Here is a 14,501-nt window from a genome sequence, read left to right as displayed (position 1 = left end):
GGCGAAACCATGAAGCACTCCCGCAAATTCGCGGCGTTCTGCGTGCTGCTGCTCTCGACCGTGCTCGCCCAGGCGATCGCCCAGCAGCCCGCGCTAGCCACCACCGGCATCAAAGGCATCCAGGCCGGAGACGTCATCTACTTCGCGGACGATGGCACCTGCCACCGCACCGCTTCGGCACAAAAACTCATCGACGACACCGCACTACAGGCTCAGACCGCGTGGCTGCGGCTCGACCTGCGGAAAATGATCAGCAGTCACGGCTGCGCGAGGGAGGCATACAAGTCATTCCTGGCGGCGATCGGCACGAACTTCAAAATCATTGGCTTACTAGGCGCTAACTTCACCACCTCCTCCGCTCCAGACACTTTCGCCGCGGACGCCGCCGCGATCGCCTGCCATCAGGACTTCGACCGCATCGACGTCTGGGAGGTTTGGAACGAGCCCAACTTGTCTGGAACACCGGGCGCTACTCCCTTACTAGCGGCGGATTTCGCCCGCTACATCGGCCACACCGCCCGCGCGATCCGCACCGCGCCGAACTCCTGCGGCGGCGGGCAAGATCTGATCATCAGCGGCGGGCTGGCCAACGGCGCCGAAGGAACACCTCAGTATCCAGTCACGTACCTGACTGACACGAACACCGCCTTCCAAAACGGCGCAGGCGATCCCAACGTGGCTGGCGGTTACAGCAACCTCGACGCGGCTGTGGACGGCATCGGTATCCACCCGTATGTCGATGCCATTTTGCCCAACGTCGAGACCGAGGGCTCCGACCGCAGCATCCACCCGCGGCTGGCTGACTTCGTGTGGAAATTCACCAGCGGCTTCGGGATTCCGGTCTACATCACCGAATTCGGGTGGCGGCGGCCAGCAGACGGCGAAGCGCTCGGCGGGCCGGTGGTGTCCAAAGAAGACCAGTGCTACAACCTCATCAAGGGGTACGCCGCACTCAACGACGAATTCGCAACCGTAGCCGCGGCTACCTGGTTCACCCTGCAAGACTTCGATGACCAGTTCCGCCGGTTCGGCTTATACGCCGGCGACGATGCCCAGGACGCCCGTCAGGGCTACCTGTTGGGCACCTGCCCTGGCGCACCGGGGGCAGGTGTGTACAACCAGTACGCCGAAACGCTCGAATGGCAGGACGTCGCCGCGCTAAGCGCGGTTTCCTACGAAGTCGTTCTCGCGCCATCGAACTCGCCAACGTTCACCATGACCAAGGCGACGTCGATGGCGAAGTTGCCTTTGATGACCTCGTTCGTGCCGCCATTGCCAATTGGCACCTACGTCTGGCGCGTCATCAAAATCGTGGACGGCAAACGGTATGCAAGCAAGGAACAGTGGAAGTTCACGTTCGCCGGCATACCGCCCGGCCCCACTGCCCCAAGCATGACAGCGGCGCCGGACGGGACATCGCTGACACTTTCGTGGACGGACACGTCGCTGACCGAGGATGGCTTCGCCGTCTCTGACGGCACCGAAACCCGCACGGCCACCCGGGATGCGACAAGCTTGGTGTGGACCGGGCTAACCCCGGGAAGCTCCCGCTGCCTCAAGGTTCAGTCGTACAACTACTACGGCGGATCGCCGTTCACTGCACCGGTTTGCGTCACTACACCGACGTACCCTGCCGCGCCCACAGCGGTTACGGCGACTATCCTAAGTGGAACGAGTGTGCGCGTCGGCTGGACCGACAACGCGAACAACGAACTGCGCTACGAAATCAACGACGGCACGGTCACCCGGATCTCCGACCCCAACACCACTTCGTTCACGTGGGACGGTCTGGCCAACGGCGCGAACAAGTGCTTCAAGGTGCGTGCCTACAACGCCGTTGGGTATTCGCCCTGGGGCTCGGCGCCCTGCGTCATCACCCCGACGATCCCGGTCGTGCCCGGCGTCCCGGTCGTGACGGTCGTCAACGGCAGCGCGCTTAAGGTCACCTGGGCGGATAAGTCCAACAACGAGAACGGTTTCCAGGTCACCGACAGCGTCGAAATCAAGCAGACCACCGCCAACATCACCAACCTCACGTGGGGCAACATGGCGTTCGGGCAGACCAAGTGCTTCAAGGTCCGCTCGTTCAACCTGGCCGGTTACTCCGCCTGGACCACGCAAAAGTGCGGAACCACACCAACGATTCCTATCGCACCGGCCAATCCTATCGCGACAGTGGTCAGTGGCACGCAGATCAAGCTGTCCTGGACGGACAAGTCCACCAACGAAACCGCGTTCGAGGTGACCAACGGCAGCGAAATCCGGCCTGCCGGGGGCGCTAACGCCGTCGGGTACGTCTGGACCGGTCTGCCCAACGGCGCATACCTGTGCTTGCGTGTGCGGGCGAAGAACCTAGCGGGTGAGTCAGCGTGGTCGGCCTACTCATGTGCCACCACACCGACGATCCCAGCCGCACCAACGATCGTATCGGCCGTTCCCGTCAGCAGCTCACAGATCAGAATCACCTGGACGGACCGTTCCAACAACGAAACGATGTTCCAGGTCTACAACCAGGTGAGTTTCCAGAACACGCAACCAAACGTGACATCGCATACCTGGAACGGGATCGCGCCCAACACAACGATGTGTTTCAACGTGCGGTCCTATAACTTGGCCGGATCCTCAGCCCCGACAGGCTATGTGTGCGCGACGACGTATGGTCCACCGCTCGCACCGTCAAACCCGGCGGCCTCGCGGGTGACGTCGTCCACGTTGCGGTTCGCCTGGACGGACCGCTCCTCCAACGAGACCGGCTTCCAGGTGCTCGACGTGATGACCGGTGCGATCACTACCTACAACATCGTCAACAAGACGGATCATTACGTGTACGGCTTGGCTCAGGGCACCTACAAGTGCTTCCAGGCCAGGTCGTTCAACTCGTGGGGCTATTCCGCCTGGACCGCGCAAAGCTGCGCGGCGACATATTGATGTAGCTGTGGCCGCCACCGCGACCGTGGGGTGGCGGCCACACGCTAGCTGGGCTTGCGCGCGGCGATGCGCTCGACGCTGCCTGCCTTGAGCCTTTCGGCCTCGATGATCTCGAATCCGGCGGCCCGCACGAGCGGCAGCTGACGACGAGTCATGTATTCGCCTGACCTAGCGGTCAGCAGCTCCAGCAGCCGCTGACCCGCCCAGATGGGCCACCACTGACTGCCGATGTGGTCCAGCATTAGCAGTTTGCCCCCAGGCTTGAGGACACGGTGCATTTCGCTGATGGCCTTGGCGTTGTCAGGGATGGTGCACAGCGACAGCACGCAAACAACCGTGTCGAAGGTGTCGTCGCCGAAGTCCAGCCTCTCGGCGTCGCCCTGGCGCAAATCAGCGCTGATGCCTAGTTCGGCGGCGCGACGCCGGGCGATATCGAGCATCGCAGGGCTGAGCTCGATCCCGGTGATGCGGACGTCCTTGGGGTAGAACGGCAGGTTGCGGCCGGTGCCGATCGCTACCTCCAGCACGTCACCGATGGCCCGTGAGCACACCCATTCCCGGCCGCCACCAAACTGGATCTTTTCCAAGAAGGCGATCTGCTTGTCGTAACTGGGTGCCGCTCTGTCCCACACACGTTGCTGGCGGGCCGCCGGGGTCTCGGTCATATCTATATTGTGCCCCTCATGTTGGTGTTCCTCTTTGGCTCCGCGACCGACCCGGATCCTGAAGCGACAGCAGCGCGAGGGGTGACGCTTGCACCGCCTGGCTCCACGGCGCTGACCGCGCCAGCCGGAGTTGTGGGCTGGTCGTCACAGGGCTACGCCGCTATGGAATTCGCGACCGCACATCCTGACGCGGTCGCCAGGCTGGTGATTCTGGCGACGCCTATCCCCGAAGACGAAGCCGCCCTTGGCTTTTCGATCGCTGAGGTGAGGGCGAAAACGTTGCTGCTCTATGGAGCTAAAGACCCGCTGACCGGCCAGCGACACGGCAGCTGGTGGCAAAAGCGCCTCCCTGCCGCGAGGCTGGAAATGCATCCGGCAGCGGGTCATGACCTGCTCACTCCAATGTGGAGCCGGACCCTGTCACACCTGGCTCCCCGCCGCAAGGTTCAGCACTAGCGACGCCACAGCGAACGCCAGAAACACGATGCCCCCGATGAGCTGACGCGAACCCACACGCAGGTGGGCGATAATGGCGCCGATGAAGTAAAGCACCAGCCCCACCGCGGCAAGGATGCCCAGGAGCGGCACGGCGAACCCGGCGAGCAATCCCAGCGCGCCCGCCGCCAGCAACAGACCCAGGATGGGCAGCCACGACCTTGGCACGCGCTTCATATCGGCCTGAGCCTTGGGGTAGTCGTGGCCGCTCAAGTACGTGTAGGCGGCGATGGCGTTGAAGAGCGCGGTAAGGCTGGTGACAGTGACATAAGCGGCGAACATGAACTCTCTCCTTGATTGAGGGCTTGCGGTCACCTGACGAGACAGCCTCGCGGAATGTGACAGCCCTTAGTTGCCCAGAACGTTAACCGCCCGGGCGATCACGAGAACGACCGTGACAAGGGAGATAGCTGATTCGAGCATCATGGCGAATTTGGCCCACCGCGACAGGGGCATCGCATCGGTGGGGCTGAATGCGGTGGCGTTCGTGAACGCGACGTAGAGATAGTCGGTGAACTGGGGGCGCCAGTCCGCATCGGCGACGTGAGGCGTTGCCATCTGCGGAAAGAGGAAGTCCGCGTAGGCCTTGCGGTTGTTGGCTCGCGCGGCCGGGCCGCCACGGTCGAGCTCCCAGAACCAAAGCCCAAACACGAGAACGTTGGTGAGCCAGATGGCCGCGCCATTGCGCACGAGCTCCACCGCGGTCAGGTCAGTCTTTCCCTCGACCATGTCGTAGGTGAGTAAGCCCACAGACCACAAGGTCGCGAAACTAGCCACTCCCACGAGCAGCAGGCTGGCGACCCGCAACGCGGCCGATTCACGGTTGATCCGGAACGGATTGGCGATCGTGAGCACGATGAAGATCGCCGCTTCTAGCGCCATGATGAGCCAGACGGGCTTGAACGCGTACTGTCTCGGCACGAGAAATTGCAAGATGAGCAGGGCGACCACGGCTAGAGCGACTCCGGCCCGGTGCTCACCTTCGGTGACGCGCCGCCACGCCGGTGTCTGACCGCCTATCGACACGCGTCCCAGTTTGTCAGATCAGCGCCGTGGCATGATCGGAAGGTGACATACACGCCGGCGGCGATCAAACGGATCTACTACACGCTGCTCCTGGGCAACACGCTCGCGGCGTCGCTGATCTGGGGCATCAACACGATCTTCTTGCTCGACGCGGGACTGTCCAACCTGGAAGCGTTCGCCGCCAACGCCTTCTTCACCGCGGGAATGGTGCTGTTCGAAGTGCCAACGGGCATCGTGGCCGACATGTGGGGACGGCGCGCCTCCTTCCTGCTCGGCACCATCACGCTGGCTATATCCACTGGGCTTTATGTGCTCCTATGGCAAGTCGAGGCGTCGTTTTGGCTGTGGGCGCTCGTGTCCGTCCTGCTTGGCCTCGGCTTCACCTTCTTTTCCGGCGCGACTGAAGCCTGGCTTGTCGATGCGTTACAGGCGACCGGATACGAAGGCACGCTGGAGACGGTGTTCGGGCGCGGGCAGGTGCTCGCGGGCGTCGGCATGCTCACGGGCTCGGTCGCGGGCGGCTATATCGCTCAGCTGACCAACCTTGGGGTCCCGTTCGTGGTACGGGCCGCGGTGCTCGGTGTCATGTTCGTCATCGCCTTTGTGCTCATGCGCGACATTGGCTTCACCCCTAAGCGCGACGGCCGCCCGCTCGCGGAGATGAAGAAGATCGTCGCCAACTCTCTGGAGTACGGCTGGCGCATCCCAGCGGTGAAGTACCTGATGCTCTCCGGCCTGTTCACCGGCGGTGTTCTCATCTACGTGTTCTACGCGCTGCAGCCGTATCTGCTCGACCTTTACGGTGACCCACAGGCCTACGGCATCGCCGGTCTCGCGGCCGCGATCGTGGCAGGAGCACAAATCGTTGGTGGATTGCTGACGGCGCACATCCGCCACTTGTTCCAGCGCCGGACCTCAGCCCTCATCGCCGCCGAGGTCATCGCTTCAGCCGCGGTCATCTTCATGGGGCTGATCCAAAAGTTCTGGGTCGCGCTGGCCCTGATCGTGGTGTGGGGACTGATTTCCGCCGCCGCGACACCGATCCGCCAGGCCTACCTCAACGGCCTTATCCCTTCCCAGCAGCGGGCGACGATTCTGTCGTTCGACTCACTGATGGGTTCAAGCGGGGGCGTCGTCGCCCAGCCGGTACTGGGCCGGGCAGCCGACATATGGGGCTACCCGGCGTCGTACATCATGTCCGGTGTCCTAACTGGACTATCGATCCCGTTCATCGCGAGAGCCCGCAAGCAGAAGGCGCCAGCCGACTTCGCTGTTGAAGCGCCGCAAACCCCAGCGCCCTAGAAGCTGTGCTTGCTGGCCACCGCGATCGGCGAGGGCGCTGTTTGCGGGGTGACGCCGGCGAGCGTGCACACCTGCTGGGCGTGCCGCAAAACCGCGCACGGATAGGGGTCGCCGCACCTTTGGCATAGCTTGGTCCCAGCTGGGTTGCTGTGTGCACGGGCGAGTTCTGCGGCCGTTGTGACCGTGATGCTGCCCGGATCGAGCGCGAGCATGCCGGTTTGGGTATCCACGCCCCGTGTAACGAGCCGGGCGCACTTTCGCTCCGGCGTGCCGCCGCCTTCATCGATAGTGCCCCCGTGAGCAGGCCTTATGGTCAGCTGACGCAAACGCGAACACCCTTTCGCTCTACCGCGATCGCCGCCCTGTTCCGCCTCGCCAGCCCACAGGGAAGCGCTCAGCCCTAGCGTCCTCACTGGCGCGACCCTTAAGTTGCCGCGTGAGTCCCGACGAGTTTGAAGCACGGCAACGCGCCCGTGAATATCTGCATGCGCTGACTGTCCTGCCCGGAGTGCGTCAGCCGCCTTTACTCACGCGGCTGGACTGTCCGGGCACTTTGACGCGCGAATTTGGGCCGGGGCAAAGGTTTCCGATGTCGTGGACTACTTCTCGTGGCGGCAGGCCGACGCGGCCCGCAATGCGCTCAACGGCTGGTGCTACTGGACGCTACGCGAAAACGGCCAGAGTCAAAGCCAGGCCACGGAACGGCTACGGCGGGCCACTACTTCGGACAAGAACGAACTGCTCTTTGAACACGGCATCAACTTCAGTAAGGTGCCTGCATGGCAGCGCCGTGGTGTGGCGTTGTGGTGGGAGAACTATGACAAGGCCGGCCACGATCCCGTCCGCGGTGCCGACGTCATCGCCACCAGGCGCAGACTGACCGTCAACCGGGATCTTCCGATGCGCCAGGAATATCGCGACCTGGTCAAGCAGGTGATCACCAGCCTTTAGGAGCGTGCTTGAGCACCGCAGCGATTGCCGAAATCTTTGGCTGGATCGGCGGCACCGCCGGGACGATGCTGTTGTGGCCACAGGTTTGGCGGCTGTGGGTTCAGCGGCAGCACTCTGGGTTGTCGTTGACCGCCAACGTTATCGGGGTGCTCTACTACAGCGGCTGGGCCTATTACGGGGTTAGCCAGCAGAGCGTCGCCGTGATCGCCACCAACTGCGCCGCGTTGCTCGCGATGGCAGCCGTTCTCGCCGGGCAGATGTGGCTCGCCCGGCCACATCTACGCCAGTGGCTACCCACGCTACTGGCGGGCTACGGCGTCTTGGCCACGCTGGCATTGACTCTTGGAGCGATAACGGTCGGCAGCATCGTCGGCCTAGGCGCTGTAGTGTCCGTTGGCACGCAGGTTGTCTCCCTCATCCGGCAACGGCGAGGCGGAAACTTCGACTTCAGCGGTGTCGCCCGGCTGCGGTGGTGGCTTGGCGTCTTCTGCAACGCCATGTGGATCATCTATGGCGTGCTCAAAACCGACCCAGTGATGATCTTGCCTTCGACGGCCAATGTCATCCTGTCCACGGCCGTGCTGATGCTGACCCTGCCGCGCAAGCAACCGGCCGTGGCGGCTGGCTAAGATCTGCGCCATGCGTATGTGGGTTGTCACCGGCACCGCCGCCCTGGTGCTCGCGGGCACGGCCGCTTGTGGAGGCACGACGAATCCCGCGACACCGCCGCCGAGCGCGAAGAACGTGCAGCCGTGCCAGCTGCTGACCGGCGCCGATGTGGCGGCCCTGCTGGGTGTCAGCGACCCGAAGCCGGTCCAGGACACCGCCACTGAGTGCGGCTATCAAGACGGCACCTCGATCGTCCAGCTCGCTATCGAGCCCGCCGCGTTTGACCAGGCGATCGCCGACAAAGTGTTCGCAGGGACGGGCACGAAGATAACCGGCGTCGGCGAGGTCGCCTACACCTACCCCAATGGCAAAGTGGGCCAGACGCACGTGTGGGTCAAGGGGCAATACCTGACGATGTCCGTCCACATCCTTGACAGCGCGGACAACATCGCCGCGTCCACGAAACTGGCCAAGATTGCCGTTGGCCGCCTTTAGCAAAAGGCGGCCAACGGGACCCTAGCTCACGTGAGCACGCAAGAACCCTGCGGTCACTGAGTTTTCCGCCTTCAGCAGTGCTGACGGCGTACCCTCAAAAACAACCTCGCCTCCATCGTGGCCGGCGCCGGGGCCCATATCGATGACCCAGTCGGCGCGGGATACGACATCGAGGTTGTGCTCGATGGCGATGACCGTGCTTCCGTTGTCCACCAAGCGATCCAGCAACCCGATGAGGTTGTCGACATCGTTCATGTGCAGACCGGTCGTTGGCTCGTCGAGAATGTAGATCTGCGACGTGTTGCCCAGCTCGATGGCGAGCTTGAGGCGCTGCCGCTCCCCGCCCGACAAAGTGTCCAGTGACTGGCCCAGGCTGATGTAAGACAGGCCGGTGTCGACCATGTTCTGGCACATGGTTTTGATGGGCTTCTCCGTGAAGAACTCCACCGCTTCGGCAGCCGGCATCTGGAACACATCGCTGATGTTCTTGCCCCGCAAGCGGTACTCAAGAACTTCCGGCAGGAACCGCTGCCCCTTGCACGCCTCGCACATGTTGACCACCGGCTCCAGGAACGCCAGATCGGTGTAGATCAGGCCTACGCCTTGGCATTCCGGGCACGCGCCCTTGGAGTTCGCACTGAACAGAGCCGCGTTGACGCCGTTGGCTTTGGCGAACACCTTGCGGATCGGGTCCAGCATTCCGGTGTACGTCGCGGGACTCGACCGTTTCGACCCACGTGGCAGAACTTGGTCGACGAGCACGGCCTCGGGATAGTTGACCGGAAGGCAGCCTTGGATCAGTGAACTCTTTCCCGATCCGGCCACTCCCGTGACCACCGTGAGCACCCCGGCCGGAACGTCGATCGTGACGTCCTTGAGGTTGTGCAGGCTCGCCTTTTCGATGTGCAGCTGCCCGGAAGGCTGACGCACGCTTGACTTCAGCGATTGGTGCCGGGCCAAATGGTTGCCGGTGAGTGTGCCGCTGCGCGACAGGCCCTCAAATGATCCCTCGTAGACGACCTGCCCTCCGTGCTTGCCAGCCATCGGTCCCATGTCGACCACGTGATCGGCGATCGCCATGACCGCTGGCTTGTGCTCGACGACGAGCACGGTGTTTCCCTTGTCGCGCAACTGCTGCAGCAGCTCGTTGAGCTTGTGTATGTCGTGCGGGTGCAGGCCGACGCTTGGCTCATCGAAGACATAGGTCAGGTCGGTGAGGCTGGAACCAAGGTGCCGCACCATTTTGACCCGCTGCGATTCGCCGCCGGACAGGGTGTTGCTGACCCGGTTGAGGCTCAGGTAACCGAGTCCAATGTGGACGAGATTGCCCAGCCGTGCCGAAAGTGACTTCACCATCGGCGCTACAGACGCGTCGTCAATGGCACCAATGAACGCGGCCAGGTCGGCCACTTCCATTTCCGCGCACTCGGCGATGTTGCGGCCGTTGATCCGGCAGTCGAGCGCTGGCTGACCGAACCGGGTGCCACCACAGGCGGTGCACGCGGCACGGCTGACGACCCGCTCGATCTGAACTCGGACGTGCGGCTGCATCGAGTCGGTGTCTTTGCTCATGAAGACCCGGCGGAATTTGGGCAGCAGTCCCTCGTACGTAATGTTGTATTTGCCGATCTTGATTTTTGATTCCGGTGCGTTGAGGAACAGTTCGCGTTCCTCGGCCGTGAAGTCACGAACCTTCTTGTCCATGTCGAAATACTTCGACTGGGCGAAGATGTCCCAGTAGTAGGAGTCGACCGCCCACGCGGCGAGCTGAATCGCTCCCTCGTTGAGCGACTTGTCCTCGTCCACGAGCGCGTTGAGATCGATCGTGGACACATCCCCCAGCCCTTCACACGAAGGGCACATGCCGCGGGGGTCGTTAAAGGACAACATTCCCTGGTACTCAACAGCCGGCGCCCCAACACGGGCAAAGATGAGACGCAGCATGGTGAACGCGTCGGTGACCGTGCCCACGGTGGAGCGCGAGTTGCCGCCCAGCCGCTTCTGGTCCACGATGATCGCCGTCGACAGGTTCGACAGTGAATCCGCGTCTGGCTGCGCCAGCGATGGCATGAACGACTGCACGAACGCCGTATACGTTTCGTTGATGAGCCGCTGCGACTCCGCCGCGATGGTGTCGAACACTAGCGATGACTTCCCGGAGCCGGAAACTCCAGTGAACACGGTGATTTTCTTCTTGGGAATGTCGACCGAGACATTCTTGAGGTTGTTTTCGCGAGCTCCGCGGACCTCGATGAAACTCAAGCTATCCCCCTAGTGAACGGTATTTGCGAACTGAAAGCGGCAAGAAGACGGCGGTGAGCAGCAATGGCCACGCGATAGCCAAGATGATTTCGCGGCTGCCGGTTATCGCGCCCGGGTTGCCGAACAGATCACGGGCGGCCGCAGCGGTTGCTGACAGCGGATTCCACTGCGCGATCACGCCCAGCCAGGACGGCATCGTGGCCGGGTCGACGAAGATGCCGGACAGGAAACCGATGGGCCACACCAGAATCTGCACCATTGACACCGACTCGGGCCCCTTGACGGTCAGTCCCAGGAAGATGCCGACCCACAACAGGGCGAACCGCAGCCACAGCAGTAATGCGAACGCCGCCAGCGCCTGCAGCATGCCGTTGTGCCAGCCCCAGCCGAGCAGCATGCCCGCGATGGCCATGACAACTAGCCCGAGCACGGAACCCATCATGTCGGCCAGGCACCGCCCGGCCACCACGCCGCCGGAACTCATTGGCAGGGAACGGAATCGATCCGTCACGCCTTTCTGCGCGTCGCTGGAGACCGCCGTCATCGTGGCTTCAACACCGAAGAACATGGTCAGCGCGAACATGCCCGGCATCAGGTAGTCGAAGTAACCCTCGCCGATCGCCCCGCCGAACAGACCGCCGAACATCAGCGCGATCATCACTGGGAACAGCGTGTTGATGACGACGCCCCAGGGCTGCTGGCGCCAGTGGGTGAGGTCGCGCCGGGCGATAACCCAGGTATCCCTTAATACAGCGGTCATGCCGCCACCTCCTGCTTCTTGCTGATCTCAAGGAACACTTCGTCGAGGGTCGGGCGGCGCAGGCTGATCTCCTCTGGTTCAATGCCTTCCGCGGATAGGGCTCCAGCGATGGCGAGCATCGCCTTGGTGCGCTCGGCGACCGGAATGCTGATCCTTGCGGGTTCGGCGTGGAGGTCGCCCTGAGCCAAAGGGCGCACGGCCGGAATCGCCCGCTCCGCCAGCTCGGGCGAGGCGAAGGTCAGATCGATCCAGTCGCCTCCGACCATTTGCTTGAGTTCTTCCGGCGTACCCTCGGAGACCACCCGGCCATGCCACAGCATCGCGATGTGCCCGGCCAGTTGATCGGCCTCCTCCAGGTATTGCGTCGTCAGCAAAACGGTGGTGCCCCCGGCGACCAGCTCCCGGATCGCCAGCCACACCTCTTGGCGCGCTTGCACATCCAGCCCGGTCGTGGGTTCGTCCACGAACAACACCGGTGGCGCGATGATGAGGCTGGCCGCTAGGTCCAGCCGGCGGCGCATGCCACCGGAATACTTGGCGGCCGGCTTGCTTCCCGTGTCGGCGAGCGAGAACCGCTCCAATAGCTCGGTCGCCCGTTTGTCGGCGTCGCGGTAGCGAAGCCCGTTGAGGCGGCCGAACATGACGAGGTTCTGGCGGCCGCTGAGAATCTCATCGACTGCCGCGTATTGCCCGACGAGCCCGATGTTCTTGCGCACCTGAGCCCCTTGTTTCATGACGTCGAACCCGGCCACCGTCGCGGTGCCGGAGTCGAGTCGCATCAGCGTCGACAGGACGCGCACCGCCGTGGTCTTTCCGGCGCCGTTGGGGCCGAGCAGACCGCAGACCGTGCCCTGCGGAACTTCTAGATCAAAACCATTGAGCGCTGCCTGCTCAGCTCCCGCATATGTCTTCGAAACTCCCCTTGCCGAGATTGCTACGCGAGTCATGCCGTACATAGTACCGTACAAGGTACGGCGACTGCTAATGTATTCCCGTGACCGGAAAAGATCCCGCCCGCAGTCTCGCGTTGCTCTGGGGCTCAGCAGGCAAAACAGGCCGTTCAGGGCTCTCTGTGCGCACCATCGTGACCGCTGCCACAGAGATCGCCGACGCCCAGGGGCTCGAAGCGGTCACCATGCGCAAGGTCGCCGAGCACCTGCAAGCCGGGACCATGTCGCTCTACACGCACGTGCCCGGCAAGTCAGAGCTAACCGAACTGATGGTCGACGCCGCGCTTGGCGAGCTTTACGCCGATCTTGACGAGCCGGCCCGCCAGGGCGACTGGCGCGCCGGGATGGAGTTCGTCGCCAAACGCAACTGGGAGATGTACCTCAAGCACCCATGGCTCATGCAGGCCAGCTCGGCCCGGCCCAACCTCGGGCCAAACGCGGTGCGCAAATATGAGGCCGAGCTGCGTCCCCTCGACGGCATCGGACTGTCCGATCTGGACATGGACGGGGCACTCTCACTCGTCCTCGGGCACGTGGATTCCCAGGCGCGGCTACAGATCAGCCTGGCCCAGGCCCGCAAAGACCAAAGCGATTGGGACTGGTGGGAGGAGCAGGCGCCCATCCTGGAGCGGCTGATGACCGGCATGAGCCTGCCGGTGGCCGACCGCGTCGGCACCGCGTCCAGTGAGCATTACCAAGGCGCGGCCGGCCCCGAGCACGTGCTCGCCTTCGGGCTCGGCCGCATCCTTGACGGGATCGAACAGCTGCTTAAATGACCAGCCGGGTCCAGGGGTGGACTTTCAGCTTTACCTTCTCCCCTGGCACGGGACTCGCGGCGTCTGAAGGGATCGCCCAGGCGACGGTTTCGTCATCGCGGCCATCATCGACGGCGAGGTAATCCACCGACGGGACCGTCCACACCGGATTCGGGAAACGTGTGCGGCGCCACGGCGACCGGGCCACTACCACTCCCGTGATCTCCTTCGGGAAAAGCTTGTCGATCAGGTTCCGCACCGCGAGGTAGAGCCCGCGCAGCACCAGGTAACCGCCCGCGATCGTGCCGAAGTTCACCAGCACGTGCATGACGGTGGTGTCCGCGATGGGGACCCAGGTCACGATGGCCAGGAGGACAGCACCCGCGCCGAAGCGCATGCCGGCGTGCCGGAATACGTCCACTGTGGACCGTCCAAAGTGGTCCCTTCCGCGCGGGTAGACCACGCCCACCCGGTGCCAGCCGCCTTGGGGCGACCACGGGCGCTGCGGGTCGCCATCCTCTATGCCCAGCTCTTTGCTCAGGGCCCGGGTCACGCCCAGTGCCGCGCCATAGGCCGGCCAGCGATCGCCCTCGGATAGTGCCCGTGTCGGCAGCTCAGGCAGATCCGGGGCGGCCCGCAAGGACGCTCGCACGCCGAGCCAATGTGCCGCCGCGGCACGTCCCGCTTCGGTGTGCTGCCCGCGCTGCGCGGCAAGGATCAGCCCGGCCATCGTCAGCGCGGCCAGTGCCCCGATGACGTAGGTCGCCCCGCTGCCGGTGGCCTTGTAGGCCGTGAACGTCACGATCGCCGCTGCCGCGAGCGCACCGCCACCGAGCCAGCCCAGGGTCTGGCGGTTCAGCCGGTAGTGCCAAAGGCCCGCTTCCCGCGCTTCGGCCACCACCGGGACGGCCAGTTTCGACAGCCATTGCGGATCACGAGCCGTCCCCATCCGGTCGAGGATCATCTGCTCGTATTCCTTGAGGCCACCGGGATAGCGGGCCGGTTTGGTCACCGTCGCCCGGCCGTCGCCCGAGGCGGGGGCACGCACAGTGACGACACCACGCGAAGCCAGGTCAAGAAGCGTCGCCTCAGCCAGGTCTGGTCCCGGCTCCCAGTTGTTGATCAGCATGCTGACCAGGGCCGGGGACTCGGGGCGCATTTCGCTGGTCGCCCGGTCGGCGCGGGGCACAGGCCGGCGGGTCGACCAGAGCACCAGCAGGTAACTGACCAGCCAAAGGCCCAGGACGACCGCGCTGATGACGAGACTGTTCTGACGGGTCAGGAAAGCCACGCATGATGATGG

15 protein-coding genes are annotated in these 14,501 nt (G+C 63.7%); 7 read left to right on the top strand and 8 right to left on the bottom strand.

Annotated features, from left to right (window positions below):
* Window positions 1-9 precede the first annotated feature (9 nt).
* Window positions 10-2,928 carry a fibronectin type III domain-containing protein gene (locus A3E1_RS0127800; protein ID WP_020524074.1) on the top strand — a complete coding sequence of 973 codons (2,919 nt, stop codon included), beginning with the start codon at window positions 10-12 and terminating at the stop codon, window positions 2,926-2,928.
* A gap of 44 nt (window positions 2,929-2,972) precedes the next feature.
* Here A3E1_RS0127800 and A3E1_RS0127795 read toward each other — a convergent pair whose 3' ends face one another.
* Window positions 2,973-3,593, bottom strand: a complete 621-nt coding sequence (locus A3E1_RS0127795) for a class I SAM-dependent methyltransferase (RefSeq protein ID WP_020524073.1) — start codon at window positions 3,591-3,593, stop codon at window positions 2,973-2,975.
* Window positions 3,594-3,611: 18 nt separating this feature from the next.
* On the opposite strand from A3E1_RS0127795, the gene A3E1_RS0127790 reads away from it, so the two are divergent.
* Window positions 3,612-4,049 (top strand): alpha/beta fold hydrolase, encoded by a 438-nt coding sequence (locus tag A3E1_RS0127790; RefSeq protein ID WP_020524072.1) that lies wholly within the window; start codon window positions 3,612-3,614, stop codon window positions 4,047-4,049.
* Here the strand turns inward: A3E1_RS0127790 and A3E1_RS0127785 are convergent.
* Entirely contained in the window at window positions 4,014-4,370 is a 357-nt protein-coding gene (locus tag A3E1_RS0127785; RefSeq protein ID WP_020524071.1) for a DoxX family protein, read from the bottom strand. The genes A3E1_RS0127790 and A3E1_RS0127785 overlap by 36 nt on opposite strands.
* A 66-nt stretch (window positions 4,371-4,436) precedes the next feature.
* Complete coding sequence (locus A3E1_RS0127780; protein ID WP_020524070.1) at window positions 4,437-5,114, bottom strand: hypothetical protein; 678 nt, start codon at window positions 5,112-5,114, stop codon at window positions 4,437-4,439.
* A gap of 42 nt (window positions 5,115-5,156) precedes the next feature.
* On the opposite strand from A3E1_RS0127780, the gene A3E1_RS0127775 reads away from it, so the two are divergent.
* Window positions 5,157-6,416: an MFS transporter gene (locus tag A3E1_RS0127775; RefSeq protein ID WP_020524069.1), complete on the top strand. Its 1,260-nt coding sequence runs from the start codon at window positions 5,157-5,159 to the stop codon at window positions 6,414-6,416.
* Here the strand turns inward: A3E1_RS0127775 and A3E1_RS0127770 are convergent.
* Window positions 6,413-6,646, bottom strand: coding sequence for a hypothetical protein (locus tag A3E1_RS0127770; protein ID WP_026208902.1), 234 nt, complete (start codon window positions 6,644-6,646; stop codon window positions 6,413-6,415). The two genes, A3E1_RS0127775 and A3E1_RS0127770, sit on opposite strands and share 4 nt — an antisense overlap.
* Before the next feature lie 364 nt (window positions 6,647-7,010).
* Between A3E1_RS0127770 and A3E1_RS42405 the strand changes: the two genes are divergently transcribed.
* From A3E1_RS42405 to A3E1_RS0127755, 3 genes are read left to right on the top strand one after another with little or no spacing between them, the layout of a single operon-like run.
* Window positions 7,011-7,367, top strand: a complete 357-nt coding sequence (locus A3E1_RS42405; RefSeq protein WP_020524067.1) for a hypothetical protein — start codon at window positions 7,011-7,013, stop codon at window positions 7,365-7,367.
* 8 nt (window positions 7,368-7,375) lie between these two features.
* On the top strand, window positions 7,376-7,996 hold the full coding sequence (locus tag A3E1_RS0127760; protein WP_020524066.1) for a SemiSWEET family transporter: 621 nt from the start codon (window positions 7,376-7,378) through the stop codon (window positions 7,994-7,996).
* A gap of 10 nt (window positions 7,997-8,006) precedes the next feature.
* Entirely contained in the window at window positions 8,007-8,471 is a 465-nt protein-coding gene (locus tag A3E1_RS0127755; RefSeq protein ID WP_157631761.1) for a hypothetical protein, read from the top strand.
* Window positions 8,472-8,492: 21 nt separating this feature from the next.
* Here A3E1_RS0127755 and A3E1_RS0127750 read toward each other — a convergent pair whose 3' ends face one another.
* From A3E1_RS0127750 to A3E1_RS0127740, 3 genes are read right to left on the bottom strand one after another with little or no spacing between them, the layout of a single operon-like run.
* Window positions 8,493-10,733: an ATP-binding cassette domain-containing protein gene (locus tag A3E1_RS0127750; protein WP_020524064.1), complete on the bottom strand. Its 2,241-nt coding sequence runs from the start codon at window positions 10,731-10,733 to the stop codon at window positions 8,493-8,495.
* Window position 10,734: 1 nt separating this feature from the next.
* Window positions 10,735-11,493, bottom strand: coding sequence for an ABC transporter permease (locus A3E1_RS0127745; RefSeq protein ID WP_020524063.1), 759 nt, complete (start codon window positions 11,491-11,493; stop codon window positions 10,735-10,737).
* Window positions 11,490-12,449: an ATP-binding cassette domain-containing protein gene (locus A3E1_RS0127740; RefSeq protein WP_020524062.1), complete on the bottom strand. Its 960-nt coding sequence runs from the start codon at window positions 12,447-12,449 to the stop codon at window positions 11,490-11,492. Before A3E1_RS0127740 ends, A3E1_RS0127745 begins: the two co-directional genes overlap by 4 nt.
* A gap of 38 nt (window positions 12,450-12,487) precedes the next feature.
* On the opposite strand from A3E1_RS0127740, the gene A3E1_RS0127735 reads away from it, so the two are divergent.
* A complete protein-coding gene (locus tag A3E1_RS0127735) occupies window positions 12,488-13,219 on the top strand; it encodes a TetR/AcrR family transcriptional regulator (RefSeq protein ID WP_020524061.1) in 732 nt (243 codons plus the stop codon).
* Here A3E1_RS0127735 and A3E1_RS0127730 read toward each other — a convergent pair.
* On the bottom strand, window positions 13,212-14,489 hold the full coding sequence (locus tag A3E1_RS0127730) for a DUF2207 family protein (RefSeq protein WP_020524060.1): 1,278 nt from the start codon (window positions 14,487-14,489) through the stop codon (window positions 13,212-13,214). The genes A3E1_RS0127735 and A3E1_RS0127730 overlap by 8 nt on opposite strands.
* Window positions 14,490-14,501 lie beyond the last annotated feature (12 nt).

Origin of the sequence: Catelliglobosispora koreensis DSM 44566, from assembly GCF_000379685.1 — a bacterium.
Lineage (GTDB): Bacteria > Actinomycetota > Actinomycetes > Mycobacteriales > Micromonosporaceae > Catelliglobosispora > Catelliglobosispora koreensis.
The sequence above is the reverse complement of the archived record's forward strand: the minus strand, read 5'-3'. Positions and strand labels throughout refer to the sequence as shown.